Origin of the sequence: Bradyrhizobium sp. ORS 285, from assembly GCF_900176205.1 — a bacterium.
Taxonomy (GTDB): Bacteria; Pseudomonadota; Alphaproteobacteria; order Rhizobiales; family Xanthobacteraceae; genus Bradyrhizobium.
Genome location: NZ_LT859959.1, coordinates 1,888,636 through 1,908,464 on the forward strand (window position 1 = coordinate 1,888,636; position 19,829 = coordinate 1,908,464).

Annotated in this window: 17 protein-coding genes; 7 read left to right on the top strand and 10 right to left on the bottom strand. The window is 65.3% G+C overall.

What is annotated here, in order from left to right; genetic code table 11:
* The first annotated feature begins 102 nt into the window (after positions 1 to 102).
* On the top strand, positions 103 to 1,221 hold the full coding sequence (locus BRAD285_RS08625; protein ID WP_006609486.1) for a cobalamin-independent methionine synthase II family protein: 1,119 nt from the start codon (positions 103 to 105) through the stop codon (positions 1,219 to 1,221).
* 51 nt (positions 1,222 to 1,272) lie between these two features.
* On the opposite strand, the gene BRAD285_RS08630 is transcribed toward BRAD285_RS08625, so the two are convergent.
* The 5 genes from BRAD285_RS08630 to BRAD285_RS08650 form a co-directional block, all read right to left on the bottom strand.
* Positions 1,273 to 2,403, bottom strand: a complete 1,131-nt coding sequence (locus BRAD285_RS08630) for an acyltransferase (RefSeq protein WP_006609485.1) — start codon at positions 2,401 to 2,403, stop codon at positions 1,273 to 1,275.
* Positions 2,404 to 2,508: 105 nt separating this feature from the next.
* Positions 2,509 to 3,201, bottom strand: a complete 693-nt coding sequence (locus BRAD285_RS08635; protein WP_006609484.1) for an SGNH/GDSL hydrolase family protein — start codon at positions 3,199 to 3,201, stop codon at positions 2,509 to 2,511.
* 56 nt (positions 3,202 to 3,257) lie between these two features.
* On the bottom strand, positions 3,258 to 3,647 hold the full coding sequence (locus tag BRAD285_RS08640) for a DUF2147 domain-containing protein (RefSeq protein ID WP_006609483.1): 390 nt from the start codon (positions 3,645 to 3,647) through the stop codon (positions 3,258 to 3,260).
* 184 nt (positions 3,648 to 3,831) lie between these two features.
* Positions 3,832 to 5,499, bottom strand: a complete 1,668-nt coding sequence (locus tag BRAD285_RS08645) for a caspase family protein (protein WP_006609482.1) — start codon at positions 5,497 to 5,499, stop codon at positions 3,832 to 3,834.
* Between the two features lie 131 nt (positions 5,500 to 5,630).
* Positions 5,631 to 6,731, bottom strand: coding sequence for an aspartyl protease family protein (locus BRAD285_RS08650; RefSeq protein WP_050886729.1), 1,101 nt, complete (start codon positions 6,729 to 6,731; stop codon positions 5,631 to 5,633).
* A gap of 153 nt (positions 6,732 to 6,884) precedes the next feature.
* Between BRAD285_RS08650 and BRAD285_RS08655 the strand changes: the two genes are divergently transcribed.
* From BRAD285_RS08655 to ahcY, 3 genes are all read left to right on the top strand, one after another.
* A complete protein-coding gene (locus BRAD285_RS08655) occupies positions 6,885 to 8,234 on the top strand; it encodes a hypothetical protein (protein ID WP_006609480.1) in 1,350 nt (449 codons plus the stop codon).
* A 76-nt stretch (positions 8,235 to 8,310) separates the two neighbouring features.
* Positions 8,311 to 9,507: a methionine adenosyltransferase gene (metK, locus tag BRAD285_RS08660; protein WP_035644537.1), complete on the top strand. Its 1,197-nt coding sequence runs from the start codon at positions 8,311 to 8,313 to the stop codon at positions 9,505 to 9,507.
* A gap of 199 nt (positions 9,508 to 9,706) precedes the next feature.
* The gene (ahcY, locus tag BRAD285_RS08665; protein WP_006609478.1) at positions 9,707 to 11,128 is read left to right on the top strand and encodes an adenosylhomocysteinase; all 1,422 of its coding nucleotides are present in this window, start codon (positions 9,707 to 9,709) and stop codon (positions 11,126 to 11,128) included.
* A gap of 383 nt (positions 11,129 to 11,511) precedes the next feature.
* On the opposite strand, the gene BRAD285_RS08670 is transcribed toward ahcY, so the two are convergent.
* The 3 genes from BRAD285_RS08670 to BRAD285_RS08680 all read right to left on the bottom strand — a co-directional run bounded on the left by BRAD285_RS08670 (position 11,512) and on the right by BRAD285_RS08680 (position 13,677).
* Positions 11,512 to 12,552, bottom strand: a complete 1,041-nt coding sequence (locus BRAD285_RS08670) for a hypothetical protein (protein WP_006609477.1) — start codon at positions 12,550 to 12,552, stop codon at positions 11,512 to 11,514.
* A gap of 145 nt (positions 12,553 to 12,697) precedes the next feature.
* Positions 12,698 to 13,327, bottom strand: a complete 630-nt coding sequence (locus BRAD285_RS08675) for a cytochrome b/b6 domain-containing protein (protein WP_035644533.1) — start codon at positions 13,325 to 13,327, stop codon at positions 12,698 to 12,700.
* Positions 13,328 to 13,398: 71 nt separating this feature from the next.
* Positions 13,399 to 13,677, bottom strand: a complete 279-nt coding sequence (locus BRAD285_RS08680) for a PepSY domain-containing protein (RefSeq protein WP_006609475.1) — start codon at positions 13,675 to 13,677, stop codon at positions 13,399 to 13,401.
* 784 nt (positions 13,678 to 14,461) lie between these two features.
* On the opposite strand from BRAD285_RS08680, the gene BRAD285_RS08690 reads away from it, so the two are divergent.
* On the top strand, positions 14,462 to 14,953 hold the full coding sequence (locus tag BRAD285_RS08690) for an ATP-binding protein (protein WP_006609473.1): 492 nt from the start codon (positions 14,462 to 14,464) through the stop codon (positions 14,951 to 14,953).
* Between the two features lie 19 nt (positions 14,954 to 14,972).
* Positions 14,973 to 15,845: a lysozyme inhibitor LprI family protein gene (locus tag BRAD285_RS08695; protein ID WP_006609472.1), complete on the top strand. Its 873-nt coding sequence runs from the start codon at positions 14,973 to 14,975 to the stop codon at positions 15,843 to 15,845.
* A gap of 98 nt (positions 15,846 to 15,943) precedes the next feature.
* Here the strand turns inward: BRAD285_RS08695 and BRAD285_RS08700 are convergent, their stop codons facing one another.
* Both BRAD285_RS08700 and BRAD285_RS08705 read right to left on the bottom strand, forming a co-directional pair.
* Entirely contained in the window at positions 15,944 to 16,675 is a 732-nt protein-coding gene (locus tag BRAD285_RS08700) for an alanyl-tRNA editing protein (protein ID WP_006609471.1), read from the bottom strand.
* 169 nt (positions 16,676 to 16,844) lie between these two features.
* Positions 16,845 to 17,567: a hypothetical protein gene (locus BRAD285_RS08705; RefSeq protein ID WP_006609470.1), complete on the bottom strand. Its 723-nt coding sequence runs from the start codon at positions 17,565 to 17,567 to the stop codon at positions 16,845 to 16,847.
* A gap of 148 nt (positions 17,568 to 17,715) precedes the next feature.
* Between BRAD285_RS08705 and BRAD285_RS08710 the strand changes: the two genes are divergently transcribed.
* Complete coding sequence (locus tag BRAD285_RS08710) at positions 17,716 to 19,173, top strand: NAD(P)/FAD-dependent oxidoreductase (protein ID WP_006609469.1); 1,458 nt, start codon at positions 17,716 to 17,718, stop codon at positions 19,171 to 19,173.
* Positions 19,174 to 19,829 lie beyond the last annotated feature (656 nt).

A 19,829-nucleotide genomic window follows, 5' to 3' on the forward strand; every position in this document is an offset into this window, starting at 1 on the left:
GAGAACGCGCGGGCGCCGCCACGGGGCCGCTCGTCGAGGCAGGATCATTTAACCGATCCAACGACCAGATCGAAGACGTCGACCATTCCAAGGAGTGAACAGATGCAACGCACCAAGCCTCCCTTCCGCGCCGACGAAGTCGGCAGCCTCTTGCGCCCGCAGAAGATCAAGGAAGCCCGCGCCAAGCTCGAGAAGGGCGAGATCTCCGCGGCCGACCTCGCCAAGATCGAGGACATGGAGATCGAGAAGGTCGTGCACCGCCAGGCCTCGACCGGCCTGAAGCTCGCGACCGACGGCGAGTTTCGCCGCTCCTGGTGGCATTTCGACTTTCTCGCCAAGCTGACCGGCTGCGAGCTGTTTCACCCCGACGCCGGCATCCAGTTCACGGGCGTGCAGACCCGTCACGACGCGGTGCGCGTGATCGGCAAGCTCGACTTCCCCGACGATCATCCGATGCTCGACCACTTCCGCTTCCTGAAGAAGCATGCCGATACGGCGCATGTGACGGCGAAGATGACGATCCCGTCGCCGGCCGTGCTGCACTTCCGCGGCGGCCGCAAGTCGATCTCCAAGGAGGTCTATCCCGATCTCGACGCCTTCTACGAGGATCTCGGCAAGACCTACCGCAAGGCCGTGAAGGCGTTCTATGACGCCGGCTGCCGCTATCTGCAGTTCGACGACACCGTCTGGGCCTATCTCTGCTCGCAGGACGAGTTGCAGAAGGCGCGGGAGCGTGGTGACAATCCGGATGGCCTGCAGCAGATCTATTCGCGCATCATCAACTATGCGATCGCCGAGCGTCCCGCCGACATGACGATCTCGACCCACGTCTGCCGCGGCAATTTCCGTTCGACCTGGATCTCCTCGGGCGGCTACGAGCCGGTGGCCGAGACCATGCTCGCCAACACCAACTATGACGGCTACTTCCTGGAGTACGACAGCGAACGTGCCGGCGGCTTCGAGCCGCTGCGCTTCCTGCCGAAGGGCAACAAGGTCGTCGTCGTCGGTCTCGTCACCTCGAAGGTCGGCGAGCTCGAGAAGAAGGACGACATCAAGCGCCGCATGGAAGAGGCCTCGAAGTTCGCTCCCCTCGACCAGCTCGCGCTGTCCCCGCAATGCGGCTTCGCCTCGACCGAGGAAGGCAACATCCTGAGCGAGGAAGAGCAGTGGGCCAAGCTGCGCCTCTGCGTCGAGCTCGCCGAGGAAATCTGGGGCAAGTAGTCAGCCGCCCGAGATGGCGCGCCTGGCGATCAGGCGCGCTGATCGTGCCGATCAATGATGTGGAAGCGGGGCCGGAGCAATCCGCCCCGCTTCGTTTTTGCGCAGCAGGGCGCGGCGGATCAGCCGCTGGGCGGGCGCCTCGAGCCAGTCATAGGTGAGATAGGCCGCGCTCAGCGTCAGCCCGATGAAGCCGATCCAGAACAGCTGGCTGCCATACGGGATCGGTCGACCCCACGCCGCGAAGGCCAGCGCGATCACCAGCTGGATCGGGAAGTGCAGCAGATAGCACGAATAGGTCATGTTGCCTGCGACCTGCAGCAGGTCTTCAATACGCCTTGGCAGCGTGATCGGCGTTGTGCAGACGAACAACAGCATCGGCGTATAAATCAGCAGCAGCGCCGCGGCCCGCTCCGCGAGCCCGACGCCTGACAGCCAGAGTACCAAGGGAATGCCGACGACGGCGCCCGCGGCGAGCGTCTCGAGCTTTGGCCGATACCAGGCATCGGTAACGCTCTGCCGTGCCATCGCGGCGAGCCCGCCCGCATAGAAGAACACGAAACATTTGCCGACCAGCGTGCCGCTTGCGATCCCCGCCAGGATCATCGCCAGGTTCAACAGCGGCGAGGCGGTGACGAAGCGCAAGCCTGCGAAGAACGCGGCGTAGACCAGCACCTCGATCGAGACCGACCAGATCGGTCCGTTGAAGCTGACGCCGGTTGGCGGCAGCCAGTCGCTCGCCATGAACAGCTGCGCGACGAAATGGGCGAGATCGTTGCTCTGGTACACGAACGCGTAACCGTGCTGAGCGACGTAGGCGGCTTGCAGCCCCGCGACCAGCAGCAGCGTCGCGAGATGCAGCGGGTAGAGCCGCGAGAGCCGGTTGACGAAGAACGTCCAGCCGTCGACCGTGCCGTCCGGGATGAGCGCGCTGTACTTCCAGAAGAAGATGAAGCCCGAGATGCACCAGAAGATCACGACGCCGTACTCGCCGAGCTCATAGAACGGGAACAGCACGCGATAGAACGGCAACTCGCTGCGGATGAGACCGGCCGGCGCGTCGGCGACGTAGGCGAAATGCGGGTAGTGCCACAGCAGGACCGAGATCGTGGCGAGGAAGCGCAGCAGCTCCAATCCGAGCAGCTTGTGAGTCCCAGGCGAGGTCGAGTTTGGGGGCTGGGCCATGCAGGGACCTGTTAACCGTCGCAATGGGATGTGCTGACTGATCCTACCCGGACCCGAGTGAAGGATTGTTTTCGCCTGCGGAAGTTAAGCTTCGGCCGGTCGTCTTCAGCGGCAGGCGAGCTCGATGGCCTGCTGGATCGCCTGGTCCCAGGAGCGATAGCCGGCGGCATTGAGATGGATGCCTTCGAGCGTGAACGGGGACTCGATCGGCGGCAGGGGCACGAAGGTCGCGCCGTTGCGCTTCGCGAGATCCGGCAGCGCGGCGCGATAGCCGGTGATGCTTGCAGTGGCGATCTTCTCCATGGCCGCCGTGAACGGACCGCGCACTTCGACCGGAGGAAACTCGATGATGGAGAGGCGCGTGCTGAGTTTCGCCAATTCGCGCAGCAGCGCCTCGTAGCGCCCGGCAAAGACGTCGCTGGAGTCGGGCTTGGCCGTCAGCGCGTCGTTGACGCCGAGTGAGACGATGATGGCGAACGGCTGCTTCGGTCCCAGCGCCGGCTTCAGCCAGCCGGCGAGGTCGCTGCGGGTGCCGGCGCCGGCAAGCCCGGCGTTGACGATAGGATGCCCGCAGGCGCTGGCGGGCAATGTCGCGGCCTCGACGATGCTGTCGCCGAGCACGATGATCGGGTCACCCGGGCGCGACAGCAGGTTGTAGTGGACGACAAGCTGGCGGACGGTGCGGTGATCACCGCCGGACGGCGCCGCGGAGCGGCGCGCGAGCACGAACGTCGCGGCTGCTGCGGCAATCACCGCAAACAGCACGAACCCCAGCCGCGCCTGCGTCTTCGCTGCCATGTTGACGATTGATGCTCCTCGATCGCCGACGCTACCGCGAATTCGCGAACGGATCTCTAATTTGCGCGCGTCCAGGTCGAGGACCGGCAGATCGCGCCGCCAAAGGCGCAGCCCGCGGTCGTCAGCGTGCCGCCGGAGAGCGTCATCTTGGCATCATAGGTCTTGCCGTCGTCGGGATTGCTGTAGCTGCCGGCCCAGGCGTTGGGCCCGGTCGGCTTCATGCCGGAGAACAGCCGCTGGCCGACCTTGGCGGGCGTATCGGTGCCCTCCTTGATCCAGACCAGCGTGCCGCAGATGGCGCCGCCGCAGGGCGCGAACTTGACCTTGGACGCACCGGTCTCGCGCAGCCAGACGCCGGTGACGTCGTCAGCCAGCGCCGGGCTCGCGGCAAGCGCGAGCGAAAAACCAAGTCCAAGGATGAGTCCGAGGATGAAACGACCGATCATGCGAGCCTCCCTGCATCGTTCGAGACGTGTCTTGTTGCGTCGGATCGTGTCGGCAACGAGATGCCGACGGCGATCCGCGTCGTCTCTGTTGAGCAAAGAGGATAGCAGGATTCGGGCGTGCTGCATCTGCTCCGAACAGGGGCTTTGGGGAGCCGTCTGTCGCAGCCACCGAGTTCCCGCAGCTCTATTTCGTCGCCAGATAGACCTCGCCGAGCAGCGAGGAGTTCGACCACGGCACCTGTCGGTTTTTGGTGCCGGCGACGACCTCGGCGCGCACCCGCGTCAGCATCTGCTGCACCTCGAGCCCGGGCGTGCCGATGTGGCGCGACAGTGCCGCGGAAAACGGGCTGTTCTCGCCATCGCCGTCGAGCGCGACCTTGCCCGGAGCCGTCGCAAACGCGATCAGCGTGCCGGCGCCCGAGGTCGCACCGGTGCCGAGCGAGGATGGGGCGGCCAAGCCACTGCCGCTCAGGCTCCGGCTTGCCGCAGTGCCGGCGCCTTCCGGCGGCGCGAACGGATTGTTGCGGCAGGCATCGAGGATCAGGATGTTGGTGCGGACCTGATCGTCAAGCCCGGCGAGGATCTGGTCCATGTCGACCATGGCTGACGTGACGTTGCTTCCCGACCCGAACGCGATGTCTGTGGGCACAAGATAGTTGCGGCCGTCGATCTGCACGCCATGCCCGGCATAGAACACGACGGCGACCTGCGCCCGCGCGGCTTCGCGCAGGAAGTCGCGGGTCTTGGCCTGCATGGCCGCCCGGTCCAAATCGGTACCCTCCACCACGGTGAAACCGATATCGCGCAGGCTCTTGGCGATCGCGCGAGCATCCCGCGGCGGGTTGGGTAGGGCCTGCACATGCGCATAGGCGCCGTTGCCGATGACCAGCGCCATGCGTTGTCCGATCGGCGCTGCGGCGGTCGATGACGGTGAGATCTGCGTGTCCGTCCGTTGCGGCGGCGGGGCCGGCTCCGACAGCAGCGACAGCCGCACCTTGGCGGTGGCCTGGTTAGCCTTGCTGCCGGAATCCGACGCGGTCGGCTTGAGCGCGGCCGCGTAGTCGCTCTTCGCGGCATCGAGCTCGCCCTTGGCCTCATAGGCGAGCGCGCGATGCACCAGCGCGGCAATGACGACGCTGCCGGGCGGCGTCATCACATTGGCGGGCGGATTCTGCGCCAGCCGGACCGCCTCGGAGCCATCGGCGATGGCGCGCTCGATGTTGCCTTTGGCGCGCCAGATCACCGAGCGGTTGGTCATCGCCGAGGCGAGCGATGGATTGAGCCGGATCGCTTCGTTGATGTCGCTCAGTGCGCCGTCCAGATCGCCCTGGGCGGCCTTGGTGATGCCGCGGTTCTGCCAGCTATAGGCTTCGCGCGGGCTGAGCTTGATGGCCTGGTCGTAATCGCCGAGCGCATGGGCGTAGTCGCCCTTGGAGCGATAGGCGTTGCCGCGGTTGTGATAGATGGTTGCGCTCGGCGGCCCAAGCTTGAGGGCGTCGTTGAAGTCGGCGATGGCGATGTCGTCCTCGCCCTTGTCGTAATAGGCGGAGCCGCGGAGATTGTAGACCGCCTGCGACGGCTGCAGCCGGATCGCCTCGGTGGCGTCCGCGATCACATGAGCGTAGTCGCCTTTCTTGTTCCACCCGACCGCGCGCCAGAAATAGATCGTGGCGAGCTGGCCGCCGGAGAACACCTTCAACGCGATGATCTTGGTGCAGGCCGCGATCATCTGATCCGCTGGCGTCGTCTCGGTGGTGCAGAGCGGGCCGAGCTGCGAACGGGATTGGGCGGACGCTGCGGGCGCGATCAGGGCGGCCAACAACGGGAGGAGCAGCAGGAGCGAGCGGCGCATAGGCACGGACCGTGAGGCGAAGAGCGAGGACGACTGATCGTCTGTTGTCGCCAATGATCCCTTGGTTCAAGGCGCCTCCGCCCCATGCGCCGTCTCACGAGCTCGATCCCGCTGATGTATTGAGCTGCGCCCTACGGCCTCTGCGCGCGGCGCGGCCGCACCTCGACGAAGTCGGCGGCGATCTGGACGTCGAAGCGGGAGAGGAAGCTCATGCCGAGCAATCCGTCGATCCCGGTGCCGTAGTCCTTCTGCTCGCCACTCTGAACCGCCACCGGAATTCCAGTCGCTTGGAGCGAGTTCAGCTTGATCTTGTCCGCCCGGGACAGCCGCGCCTTTGTCTCTCCGTTCGCCGTGACGAGCGTGATGTCGCTGCCTCCGCTCTGAGGCAGCTTGGCGCGCTCAGCGAAGCCGGTGCGGACCGAGACGTAGCTCGCGCCGGTGTCGAGGATGAACGATCCCTTGATGCCGTTGATCTCCGCCTTGATCACGATGACGTTCTTCTGTCCGCGTAGCGGAAAGCGCTCCTGATGCGCGTCGGTCGATGCAGCGCAATTGCCCTGGCGTTCGTAGTCGGCGATCATACGCTGGGTCTGGCTGGTGTCGCGGGCGCGCGGATCGAACGACACCCACTGGCTGATCGGCGAGATCGCCTCGCAATAGCGCTTCAGCGCCGCATAGGACTCGGACATCTGGGTAAAGACCCGGCTCGCGACCTTGGCCTTGTCCTGCGACAGCTCGATCGTGTCGGAGTAGTCGGCCAGCGCGCGCTGGTGGTCGCCGGCGCCGGCCAGCGCCGTGGCGCGCAGATAATGCGCATCCCGATTCGACGGAGCCCTCCGGACATACTCGTCGGCGACCTCGACCGCTTTGGGATAGTCGGTCAGCTTCATGTAGGTGTCGGCGGCGCGGTGCAGGGCCATGAGCGGGGCGCCGCAGTCCTTCACAAAGCGGAATTGGCCTTCGGCGGCCTGACGGCGATAGCCGAGCTTGTCGAGCATCAGCGCGAGGTCGCCGATGCTCTTCTGGTCACAGGGCTCGCGCTTCAGCTCCTGCAGCCGCAGCCACACGAACGGATCCCGGGCCGCCTGCAGCGGCAGCGCGCCGAGCCGTTCGTAGACACCTGCGAAGACCTCGTCCGGATTTTCATCGAGGTAGCCGGCAGCCGCCTGACTCAGCGTCGCGACAAACAGCAGCGCGGCCACGGACAGCGTGGACCCCAGATACCTCGACATGCGCACCCCAGCGTTGATCCCGCGGGAACTGTATCGCTTCTAAGCGTGGCGGAACAAGGTACCGACTCGCGGCTATGCACGGTGGGCAGAAGGTGCTACAGCGTTGGGCTACGGGCCATCTGCCCACCGCTGTTTCCCACCCTTTCCGGCCGCATGAAGAACGACCAGCTGCTCGCCCAGATCACGGAGTTCTGCCGCCAGTCGGACATGGCGGAATCGACGTTCGGCCGGCGGGCCGTCAACGACGGCAAGCTCGTGCAGCGGCTGCGCGAGGGCAAGCGCATCACCATCGATACGCTGGACCGCATCCAGGCGTATATCGCGGCCTCCACGGGCACGCTGCCGCCGCCGCGGCTCGACGTGGTGCCGGAGAAGCGCGACCCCAAGAGCAATTTCCGCTTCTTCGAGAACCGCCAGAAATATCTGCTGTTCGTGCACACCTGCAGCGAGAAGCGGGTGGTCGCCGAGCGCGTCGGTCTCGAGCTCGCCAGCATTCATCCGCGTCCGCCGGCGCTGCGGCTGTTCGACGCCGGCGTCGGCGATGGCACCGTGCTGTCGAAGGTGCTGCGGACGATGCACGGCCGTTTTCCACACATTCCGTTCTATGTCGCCGGCAAGGAGCTGAGCCTCGAGGACGTCCGGCTGACCCTGGAAAAGGTGCCGGACCGGCTGTTCGAGCATCCGGCCTCGGTGTTCGTGTTCACCAACATGAACTATGCCGAGGCGCCCTGGCTGACGCCGGCCTCACCGTCGGTGGCGGCCTCGATGATCTGGCACGAGGTCGTGCTGCAGGGTGATTCCTCGGGCGATTTCGAGGCGCAGATCACGGCGCTGAAGCCGTTCCTGGAGCAGAACTGGCGCGCCAACGTCTCGCAGCGCACGGGCATGCCGGTCTATGAGCGCCCGATCGCGCTGGTGCTGTACCGCGAGGACCACCGCTTCCTGCTCGACAACATCATTCCCAGGGCAGGGCGGGTCGAGGCCAATTTCGACCTGATCATCGCCTCGCAGCCCTATCGGGCGCGTTCCTCGGTGAATTTCCGCGCCAAACGGATCATCGCACCGCTGGCGCGGGCCCTGAAACCCGGCGGCCGGCTGATCGGAATCCACTCCCACGGCCAGGATCCGGGCCTGGAAATCATCCAGTCGGTCTGGCCCGGAGAAAATCCTTTCTCGGTCAGCCGGCATGAGCTATTGCGCGCCGTCAAGTACGAGCTGGGCTCCAGTGGGCGGGACTTAAATTTTAACGCCTATGCGGACAATCGCTCGATTTTCAGGTATGAGATGGAGGCTCTGCCCAACGAGGTCACCGGTGCGATCGGAACCTCGACGGCCTTTGCAGCCTGGAACGCGGCGGTGTATGTCGCGCAGATCGAGGAAGACCGCCTGACCGAGGTGGCCCACTCGTCCCGCGCGCTCGATGCCGCCAGAGAGGTCCTGCGAAAGCACAACGGGCTGTGGTTCTACGACGAGTCCTACGTCATCTCGCGGCGTCGCGACTGACATCCTGGGGATCAATCGAGGTCACCTTGAGATCAATACAAACGACCGCCGTGGGCGGCAAAGAAGGGGTTGCTTGATGCGCGCGTCATATCTGTTCACGTCGGAATCGGTGTCCGAGGGCCATCCGGACAAGGTCTGCGACCGGATTTCGGACGAGATCGTCGACCTGTTCTACCGCGAAGGACCGAAGGCCGGCATCGACCCCTGGCAGATCCGCGCCGCCTGCGAAACTCTGGCGACCACCAACAAGGTCGTGATCGCCGGTGAGACCCGTGGTCCGTCCTCGGTGACCAACGAGCACATCGAGCACGTCGTCCGCGAGGCCATCAAGGACATCGGCTACGAGCAGCAAGGTTTCCACTGGAAGACCTGCGACATCGAGATCCTCTTGCATCCGCAGTCGGCCGACATCGCGCAGGGCGTCGATGCGCTGCAGCCGGGCGAAGTCAAGGAAGAGGGCGCCGGCGACCAGGGCATCATGTTCGGTTACGCCACCAACGAGACGCCCGATCTGATGCCGGCGCCGATCTTCTACGCCCACAAGATCCTGCGCCTGATCTCGGAAGCCCGTCACTCCGGCGTCGAAAAGGTGCTCGGCCCGGACTCCAAGAGCCAGGTCACCGTGCAATATGAGAACGGCAAGCCGGTCGGCGTGCGGGAGATCGTGGTCTCGCATCAGCATCTGGTCGAGGACATGACGTCGGCGCAGGTGCGCGAGCGCGTGGAGCCCTACGTGCGCAAGGCGCTGCCGGAAGGCTGGATCACTCCGAAGACGATCTGGCACATCAACCCGACCGGCAAGTTCTTCATCGGCGGTCCCGACGGCGATGCCGGCCTCACAGGCCGGAAGATCATCGTCGATACCTACGGCGGCGCGGCCCCGCATGGCGGCGGCGCGTTCTCCGGCAAAGACCCGACCAAGGTCGATCGCTCGGCCGCCTATGCGGCGCGCTATGTCGCTAAGAATATTGTCGCCGCCGGTCTCGCCGATCGCTGCACCCTGCAGCTTGCCTACGCCATCGGCGTGGCGCGGCCGCTGTCGATCTATATCGACACTCACGGCACCGGCAAGGTGTCGGAGGATGCGCTCGAGAAGGCCGTGGCCAAGGCCATGGACCTGACGCCGCGCGGTATCCGCACTCATCTCGACCTCAACCGTCCGATCTACGCGCGCACCTCGTCCTACGGCCATTTCGGCCGCACGCCGGACAATGAGGGCGGCTTCTCCTGGGAGAAGACCGACCTCGTGGAGCCGCTGAAGCGCGCGGTGTGATTCATACGTCATCTCCCCTCGCGCGCGGGGAGAGATGACTGCCGATGCCCCGCATCGGTGTCGTTAGATTGAAGACGGCGGCAGAAGGCCGCCATTGCCTCTCCCCGTAAGGAACGGGGAGAGTGATCTGGACTGCGCCTCGACGCGTCTATCTCATTCGTTACGATCAGTTCGAATTCATCCGACCAGGAACCCCCACATGACCGCCAAGCCAGGTTTTACCGACTACATCGTCAAGGACATGTCGCTCGCCGAGTTCGGCCGCAAGGAGATCTCGCTTGCTGAGACCGAGATGCCCGGCCTGATGGCGACGCGCGAGGAGTATGGCCCGAAGCAGCCGCTGAAGGGCGCGCGCATCGCAGGCTCCCTGCACATGACCATTCAGACCGCGGTGCTGATCGAGACGCTGGCCGCCCTCGGCGCCGACATCCGCTGGGTCTCCTGCAACATCTACTCGACCCAGGACCACGCCGCGGCCGCGATCGCCGCCGCCGGCATCCCTGTGTTCGCCGTCAAGGGCGAGACCCTGGTCGACTATTGGGACTACACCGCCAAGCTGTTCGACTGGCATGGCGGCGGCCATCCGAACATGATCCTCGATGACGGCGGCGACGCCACCATGTACGTCCATCTCGGCCTGCGCGCCGAGAACGGCGATACGGCGTTCCTCGACAAGCCGGCCTCCGAGGAAGAGGAAGTGTTCTTCGCGCTGCTGAAGAAGCAGCTCAAGGAGAAGCCGAAGGGCTACTTCGCCGAGATCGCCAAGTCGATCAAGGGTGTCTCGGAAGAGACCACCACCGGCGTGCATCGTCTGTACGACATGCAGAAGGCCGGCACGCTGCTGTGGCCGGCGATCAACGTCAACGACAGCGTCACCAAGTCGAAGTTCGACAACCTCTATGGCTGCCGCGAGTCGCTGGTCGACGGCATCCGCCGCGGCACCGACGTGATGATGTCGGGCAAGGTCGCGATGGTCGCGGGCTTCGGCGACGTCGGCAAGGGCTCGGCCGCCTCGCTGCGCCAGGCCGGCTGCCGCGTCATGGTCTCAGAGATCGATCCGATCTGCGCGTTGCAGGCATCGATGGAGGGCTATGAGGTGGTGACGATGGAAGATGCCGCGCCGCGCGCCGACATCTTCGTGACCGCCACCGGCAACAAGGACATCATCACCATCGAGCACATGCGCGCGATGAAGGATCGCGCCATCGTCTGCAACATCGGCCACTTCGACAACGAGATCCAGGTCGCCTCGCTGAAGAACCTGAAGTGGACGAACATCAAGCCGCAGGTCGACGAGATCACCTTCCCCGACGGCAAGCGCATGATCCTGCTGTCGGAAGGCCGCCTCGTGAACCTCGGCAACGCGATGGGCCATCCGTCGTTCGTGATGTCGGCGTCCTTCACCAACCAGACGCTGGCGCAGATCGAGCTCTACGCCAACAACAAGGACGGCAAGTACAAGAAGGAAGTCTACGTGCTGCCGAAGTCGCTCGACGAGAAGGTGGCCCGCCTGCACCTCGCCAAGATCGGCGTCAAGCTCACCGAGCTGCGCCCCGACCAGGCCGCCTATATCGGCGTCAAGCAGGAAGGCCCGTTCAAGTCGGACCACTATCGCTACTGAGTTCTGCGCTTACGCGCGGCGGAGACAGCGAAGGCCGGGGCATTGCCCCGGCTTTTTTGTTCTCTGCGTAGGGTGGGCAAAGCGCCGTCTTGCTCAGTGTCTCGACAAACGACGGCAGAAGCGTGCCCACCACGATCGGGCATCGCATGCATCACGGTGGGCACGGCGCGCAATGGATCTGCGAATGACGCGACGGCGTCGTCCGCGCCTTTGCCCACCCTACGGCCGCGGCGCTCTGCACGGACGTTGTCATTGCGAGCGAAGCGAAGCAATCCAGGGATGTGGGCGAGACTCTGAATTGCTTCGCTTCGCTCGCAATGACGGAGAATGCGCGCGCTCTAGGACATCACTCGGGCGTCGCCACCCCGGCAGCGGCGAGACGATCACCCCGTCCGCCGCGACGCCAGCGCAGACGCCCGCACGGTCTTCGCGCGCTTCCCCGCGTGATGCTCCTGCCGCGCCGCGATCCGCTTGTGCTTCTTCGTCTCCACCGCGGCGACCTTCACGGCCGGCGTGCGGTGCTTGGTGTATTCCTCGCCGTCGACCGGGCCGACATGCGGCGGGTCGCGGTCGAGATAGGGGCGGCCGACACCAAAACTCTTGCCGTTGGCGTCGACCCATTTCCACAGCTGCTCGGTCGCCACCCAGCGCTGTGCGCGCGTCGCGCCGTTGACGCTGACGATGTCGGCGGCAAGGCCGTGGCCGTAGCCGCCGCGCAGGCTGCCGCCGTGATAGGATCGGTTGGTGGCAGCCTTCAGCCCGCTCGCGATCTCCTGGCGATAATCGTCGCGGAAGCCGCTGGTGATGCCGGGCGCGAGACCTGTGGCCTCCGCGGCGTGCAGCGTGTGAAACAGCTTCAGCTTGAAGCCGCGGTCCATGCCGCCGATCACATATTCCGCCATGCTGCGGCCGACGCGCTCGGCGGCCTTCGGATCCTTCCAGGCGAAATCATTGTCGACGAGCCTGGTGAAGCTGCGTGTCACCTTCACCATGCGGCCCTTGCGCTTGATCGTGACGACACGGCGCTCGGTCTCCCTGATCTTGTCGAGCTTCGGCGCGCGCTCATACAGCGCAAACAGATAGCGATCGACACAGGCGTCGATGTCGGGGCACTCGTCGAGGATCTCGATGCGATCGGCGCTGGCGACGGTAGATCTCGGTACTTCGCCCGCGGCCGTCGGCGCGACCAACTCATCGACGGGCAGGGGAGCCGACGGCGTGATCGATGCCGTCGTCAGCGCTGTCTCGGATGAGAGCGGCTGCGTGGCTGTCGGTGCCGTCGTTGTCGATGCCGTCACTTCCGCCACGACCGGCGTCGTCGCTGGCTCCGGCTCGGCGGCTGCCGCGGGCCAGGCGATGACGCAGCCTGCGAGAACAACCGATCGGCACAACGCACGCGTGGTGAACTGCTGCGAGCTCATCATCCGGCCTCCCCAAGATCCGTGCTCCTGCAGGCAGGAGCGGTCAGGCATCCGATACCTGCGATTGTTCGGCGCTTCGCGGCAGGGTGCAATAACACAGCGGGCGTCGTTGGCAGCTTTTGCGGGAACTGTGTCCTCAGTGCAACGATCAGGGATTGTGAGTTCCCTGTGTCCCCGATGAGTCCGTTTGGCGTTGGAGTCCGCGCTGCATCGTGCGCCGTAGCAGCTTGCGCCCCGTCAGCATGGCGCGCGCGAGGTTCTCGCCCTGCAGACGGCTGACCAGCACGACGCCGGCGACATGCAGCACGACCAGCGGGATCAACAGATACGAGGTGATCTCATGGGTATCCTCGACCCACCACACGCCGAAGAACCGCACCGTCACTTGCATCGCGCCGGTGACGGCGGACACGATCAGCACGAGCAGCAGCACCAGCTGCATCGCCGTGCCGGCCGGGTTGAGGCCGAGATAGCGCCCGGTCTTGCCGCGCCGCAGATTCCACAAATAAGCCGGTGTCGCGCGGAGCCGGGCGCGGAGGCTGCGAAAGCGCGAATGGCGCGTGCCGAGAACGCCCCAGATCAGCCGAAAGGTGAGCAGCCCGAGGATCGCGTAGCCGGCCACGCGATGCAGGCCATCATAGACGTTCGGTGTGACCCCGGCGACGACCACCAGCGCGGCCAGCATCCAATGCCACAGGCGCAAGGGAAGATCCCAGACCAGCACGGTCTCGGCCTGGTCTGGGTCCTTGGAGCTCGATCTCGGAGCTGTGCCGTGCATGGCCGTCACATCAGGGCGTGCAGCGATGCTGCACGCGTGCCGATTACTTGGCGCAGATTACTTGGCGCCGACTACTTGGCGATCGTATGCTTCAGGCTGAGGTCTTCCGGGCTGTAGAACAGCTCATACAGCTTGCCGGCCTTGACGCCATAGACCTCGTAGCAGCTGCCCTCGACCTTGGAACGCCGCACCTCATAGCCCGCATCCTTGGCCTTCGCCTCTGCCTCGGCGGCCGGCTTCCACTGGGGCTTGTCGAGCTTGGTGCAGTCCTTGTAGCCGTCGGCCAGGGCCGGCGAGATGGCGAAGCCGGCGAGTGCGGCGCCGATCGCGGCAGCGATGGTCAGTCTCATCAATCCCTCCAATGAGCAAAATCAAACACGATGCATCGTGGGATCAGGGAAGACGGCAATGGCCGCAATGTGTCAACGGAGCGGCAGCTGGAATCGCTCTTAGAGCTTTTCCAGATTGAGGTTGGCCCCTTAAAACACGGCCCGTAGCGATGTCACCGGCATCCGCGACGTTAGGTCTCGCTGCTCGCCAAAACCTACTCTCGACGCGCAAACACAGCGGAGCGTCCGGGTGCATTCGGCACGGGATCCGGCAGATCGATCCGCAGACACTGCGCCCGGACGGTTGCGTCCGGAAAGTCCGCCATCACCTCCGTCTCCACGCAACTCATCGACTCCCGGTCATCCTCTGACATGCTGCCGTCGAAGATGCAGAAGATGTCGATCTTGCGATCGACGAGCTCAAACTGAACGGTCCGCAGCGATGGCGTCACCTCGCCGAGAAGAGCGCGGGTCAGGGATAGAAAAACGGACGATCTCTCAAGCACGGCTCAAACTCTGACCTTTCGACGGATCCCCGCAAGCAGGCGCGAAGACGACAGGTGTCACCCTCGTTGAACAGGACCAGCGAGGGGATCGTCAACGCAGGCAGCGCCGTCGCTGGACGATGCTGCCGATCTCTGTCAAGATGTTCGGCATGATCTTGCATGTTCACATCGCAGGCGCGGCGCTCAGCCGTCGAATTACCGACCCGGCCTGATCCGTCGGGCCGGGCGCGGTTGCCTGCGAATGCCATGTTGTGAACGTTTCGGCGCCTGAGGCGGCGCCGCATGTGAGGTCTCGATCCATGTCTCCGAACCCACCCATGCTGCACCTCTTGTGCGGCAAGATCGCTGCCGGCAAGTCGACGCTCGTGGCGGAGCTCGGCCGGCGCCCGGCCACCGTCGTGATCGCCGAGGACGATTGGCTGGCGCAGCTCTATCCGGGCGAGCAGACGAGCCTCGCCGACTATGTCCGGAATTCCTCGCGGCTGCGTGCCGTGATGGGCCCGCATGTCGTCGCGCTGCTGCGCGCCGGCGTTTCGGTAGTGCTGGATTTCCCCGCCAACACGCTGGCGAGCCGTGCCTGGATGCGCGGCCTGTTCGAAGCCGCCGGCGTGTCGCACCAGCTGCATCATCTGGACGTGCCCGATGACGTCTGCAAGGCGCGGCTGCGGGCGCGCAATGAAGCGGGTGGGCATGCGTTCAATGTGACCGACGAGGAGTTCGATCTGTTCACCTCGTATTTCGTGGCGCCGACGCCCGAGGAAGGTTTCGACGTTGTTGTGCATCGGTCGTAAGCTCGGACACGGAGTTGGAATGATGCGTGGGTTCTGGGGTGTCGTCGTCTCCATGGGAGTCTTCCTCCCCGCTTGTCCGGCCCAGGCGCTGGATTGTGCAAAGGCGCAGCAGCCTGTCGACAAGATCATCTGCGCCACGCCGGAGCTGAGGAAGGCGGACGAGGCGATGAGCGCCGCCTATTTCAAGCTGCTGCGCGAGACGACGGATCCTGAGTTTCACGAGGCGCTGATCCGGAGCCAGCGGCGCTGGCTCAAGACGCGGTCCGGTGGCGTCGACCGGTTTGGTGCGGCCGAGAACGATTCGGAAGCCCAGCTAAGCGACGCGCGCATCCTCCTGGACCTCACACGGGGCCGAGCATACCAGCTGCAAAGCGGCGCGTTTACCCGCGCCCTCGAGCGGCAACGGCAGATCGTTGCGAAGGACAGCGGCGGTGCATTCGCCGGCTATGATCCGGCATCATGCTTCTTCTCGCCTCCGCCTTATGGAAACTGGAACTATACGTGCCTCAGCAGCATGTATCGTCAGCACCAGGACCGCATCTGTAGCGTGAGCTTGGAATGGGCCAGCGGACATATCTCGGAGACGCGGAGCCTCGACGTCGTCAAGGACGGCCTCGCGAGCCCAAAGGCGAGCTGCGCAATCCGCGATTTTGCCGGCGACGATAAATGCCCCGAGCCCGATGATGACGCGGATACCAAGGACATCGCGCATTGGACCATAGCGTCGCCGGGAGCGGCCTCAGTGCCCGCGCCAACGCCGGAGCGGCGCTGGAAATATGACCCGGATGCCGACGCGCGCCTGGATAATCAACCATGGATGCAGGATTGTCTGTTTGCGCCGGTCTTCCCGCCACCCGGCCAGACCCGACCGGCTCCCGGAGCCAAACCGTGACAGTCCCGTAGCGGGATGAGCGCAGCGACATCCGGGCTCGCGGAGACGGCGTGTAAGACCTGGATGTCGCCGCATTCATCGGGGCTACAAGGCCACTCCTAGTGGCTCTCTAGCCCGATCCTGAACCGCCTATTTTGCCGCCCCTTGTTGTCCACCTTCAGAATCCGAATGCGCCGCGCCTGCGCGGTCGACACCAGATGTGTGCCGCCGCAGGCCTGGCGGTCGAGGCCGTCGATATCGACGATGCGGATCATGCCGTCGGCCTGGCGCGGCGGGGCGACGGATTTGGCGCGGAACAGGCCGGCGGTCGCCTGCGCGGCGTCGTACTCCATGTCGAAGGAGCGCACCGGACGGCCGTCGGCGATGGCCGCGTTGACGGCGTCCTCGATGGCGCGCAACTGCTCCGACGCGACTTTCGGTAGATCGAAATCGACGCTGAATTCGTCGGCGTCGGTCATGCGGACGCCGGTCAGCAGTGCGCCGTCGAGCAGCGTGTAGACGGCGCTGTTGACGAGGTGGGCGACCGTGTGCTGCTCGCACATCCGCTGTCGAAAGGCGAGATCGACATGGAGCTCGATCGTGCCGTCGGGAATGGCGTCGTCTCCGATCAGGTGCCAGAGGCCGACAGCGGTCGGCTCGAAGCCCACGACGTCGCGCACGATCCCGTTCCACGCGATCGTGCCGCGGTCCGGCAGCTGTCCGCCGCCGCCGGGATAAAATGGCGAGCGCGCCAGCAGCACCGCGCCCGGGCGCGCGTCAAGCGCTGGGATGTCGAGCTCAAGCACATCGGGATGGTCGACGGCGAAAGGGCGGGGCAGGAAGTCGGTCATGTAACGACGGCTCGCGTGGCGTGGCCGGGATGAGCGGAGCGAGCTTCGGGCGCGGCGATGCGCAAGGCTCCGAATGTCGTCGCGCTCGGACAGCCCGCGAAAAGAGGATACGCAGCATCACGCCGTGACGCAAATGGCCGGTCAGACCTGTTCGGCGCTCAGCGCCGCCTCACCGGCACGCCGCAACCGTGAACCACGCCATCCGGAACGCGCCATCACGCAGGCGCAGGCACACGGCGTCCCCGGGCTGGAGCCGCTCGTACAGCGCTTGCGTGACATGCGCGTCGGTGGCCATCGCAAACGGGCCCCACGCCTCCAGCGTCACCTGATGGGTCGCAAGACGGCTGTGGCCGAGATGCTTTGAGAGCACGCGGCTGCGTAGCAGCGCCGGCGCCGAGTGGTCGAGCGCGGTGTTGAACTGGCCGAGCGTCCCGAACGCATAGGCGCCGACGAACAGCGATGCGAGCAGGATACGCCAGCCGCGGCGGCGCAGCTGGCTCTCGAACCTGATGGCGACGATCAGGAACACGACGGCCACTGCGACCGCGAACGCCGCCAGCGGCAGCCAGCTGACGAGGTTGACGTCCGACAGCGTTCGCGCGGCCAGCGTGCCCGCGGCCACGATGCAGCCGGTGCCGAGATTGGCGCCATAGCCGGAGCCTAGGCCGATGCGGAACCGGTCGGGGAAACGCAAGGTGAGGATCAGCGCCAGCAGCGGGATCACGGTGACGACCGCGATCAGCTGGCCCGTCGGGAAGCTCGGAAACAGCGACCAGCCTGCCAGCCCGATCGCAGCGATGTTGACGCCTAACGCGATGCGCTGCGCCAGCGCGCCGCGTTCCCGGCTGCCGTCTGTGCCGGGCGGTTGATGGTGCGGGGCGGGGGCGTTCATCGCGAGGTCCGTCTGAGGATGACCATCTTGGATACAGCAGGAGAGTTGATCGACTACGAACGCGCCGCCGATTTGACAGCGGCGGTCGGGGTTGCGACTGTCCGCCACCGGCGCGGGACGCCGGACCAGGGAACGCCAGGACCGCCTCATGTCAACAGAGCATGTCGATGTGCTGATTGTCGGCGCCGGACTGTCCGGCATCGCCGCTGCCTATCATCTGCAGCACAAATGCCCGGGCAAGCGGTTCGCGATCCTGGAAGGGCGCGGCGCCATCGGCGGCACCTGGGACCTGTTCCGCTATCCCGGCATCCGCTCCGACAGCGACATGTACACGCTCGGCTATTCGTTCAAGCCGTGGACCGATCCGAAGGCGATTGCCGATGGGCCGCAGATCCTGAAATACGTTCGCGACACGGCGACCGAGAACGGCATCGACCGCCACATCCGCTTCAACCATCGCGTCCTCAACGCCTCCTGGTCCAGCGCAGACGCGCGCTGGACCGTCGAGGCGGAGCGGAAGACGGAGCAGGGCACTGACATCGTGCAAATCACCTGCGGCTTCCTGTTCATGTGCTCGGGCTATTATCGCTACGAGAGCGGCTACCTGCCGGACTTCAAGGGCATGGCCGATTTCAAGGGCCGCATCGTGCATCCGCAGGCCTGGCCCGTGGATCTCGACTATGCCGGCAAGCGCGTCGTCGTGATCGGATCTGGCGCGACCGCGGTCACGCTGGTGCCGGCGATGGCCAAGACCGCCGCGAATGTGACGATGCTGCAGCGCTCGCCAACCTATGTCGTGTCGCGACCGGCGCAGGATGCGCTGGCGAACAAGCTGCGCCGGCATCTCCCCGCTGGTCTCGCCTATCGTTTGATCCGCTGGCGCAACGTGCTGTTCGGGATGTACTTCTTCCAGCTCAGCCGGCGCAAGCCGGAGCGCGTCAAGCAGCTCATCCTCGGCGGCGTGCGCGCCGCGCTCGGCGCCGACTACGACGTCGCCACGCATTTCACCCCACGCTACAATCCCTGGGACCAGCGGCTGTGCCTGGTGCCGGACGGCGATCTGTTCAAGACCATCCGCGAGCAGCGCGCTTCGGTGGTGACCGCCGGAATCGAAACGTTCACCGAGCGCGGCCTGCGCCTCTCGGACGGCCGCGAGCTCGAAGCCGACGTGGTCGTCACCGCGACCGGGCTGGTCTTGCAGGTGCTCGGCGGCATCGAGGTCGTGGTCGACGGTCGAAAGGTCGATTTCGCGAAGACGCTGAACTACAAGGGGATGATGTATTCCGACGTGCCGAACATGGCGGCGACGCTCGGTTACACCAACGCGTCGTGGACGCTGAAATGCGACCTGACCTGCGAATATGTCTGCCGTCTGCTCAACTACATGGACCGGCACGGCTACCGCCAATGCGTGCCGCACAACGACGACTCCACGGTCACGCCGCTGCCGTCGCTCAGCTTCAGCTCAGGCTATGTGCAGCGCGCGATCGCCGACCTGCCCAAGCAAGGTTCGAAACGGCCGTGGCGGCTGTACCAGAACTACGCGCTCGACATCGTCTCACTGCGCTTCGGCAAGGTGGATGATGGGGTGATGCGGTATTCGTGAGGGGAACGGAAGCTCGCGGCCTGCGCTGCTGCGGCGAGGACATGTAACCCATCGCTCGAAAAGCTACCGATGAGGCGGGACGAACGTCGATGCGGTGCCGGTGTTCTCCCTCTCCCCGTTCTTCACGGGGAGAGGGTCGGGGTGAGGGGCCGCGGCACGGGCAGACCTAGTGAGTTGACGTGTGCCGCGCTGCTTCGGAGCGGATGTCTGATGCTGCACGCCTTGTTGGTGAGCAGAGCGCGCTCGTGACGCGCACCGCCCGTGTAGCTGCCCCTCACCCCGACCCTCTCCCCGTGAAGAACGGGGAGAGGGAGCAGAGCGGCGCTCGTGGCGAACGAACGGGCTACATCCTCGGTCGTCGACATCACCGCTCCGCCGCACCGCCGGTGCGCTCCCTCTCCCCGTTCTTCACGGGGAGAGGGTCGGGGTGAGGGGCGCCACACGGGCAGACTTAGTTGGTTGACCTGTAGCAGGCTGCTTCGGAGCAGCTAGCGGATGTTGCACACCCTCTTGGTGAGCAGAGCACGCTCCGAGCGCGCACCGCCCGTGTGGCTGCCCCTCACCCCAGCCCTCTCCCCGTGAAGAACGGGGAGAGGGAGCAGAGCGGCGCTCGTGGCGAACGAGCGGGCCACATCCCCGGCTGTCAACGCTCCACA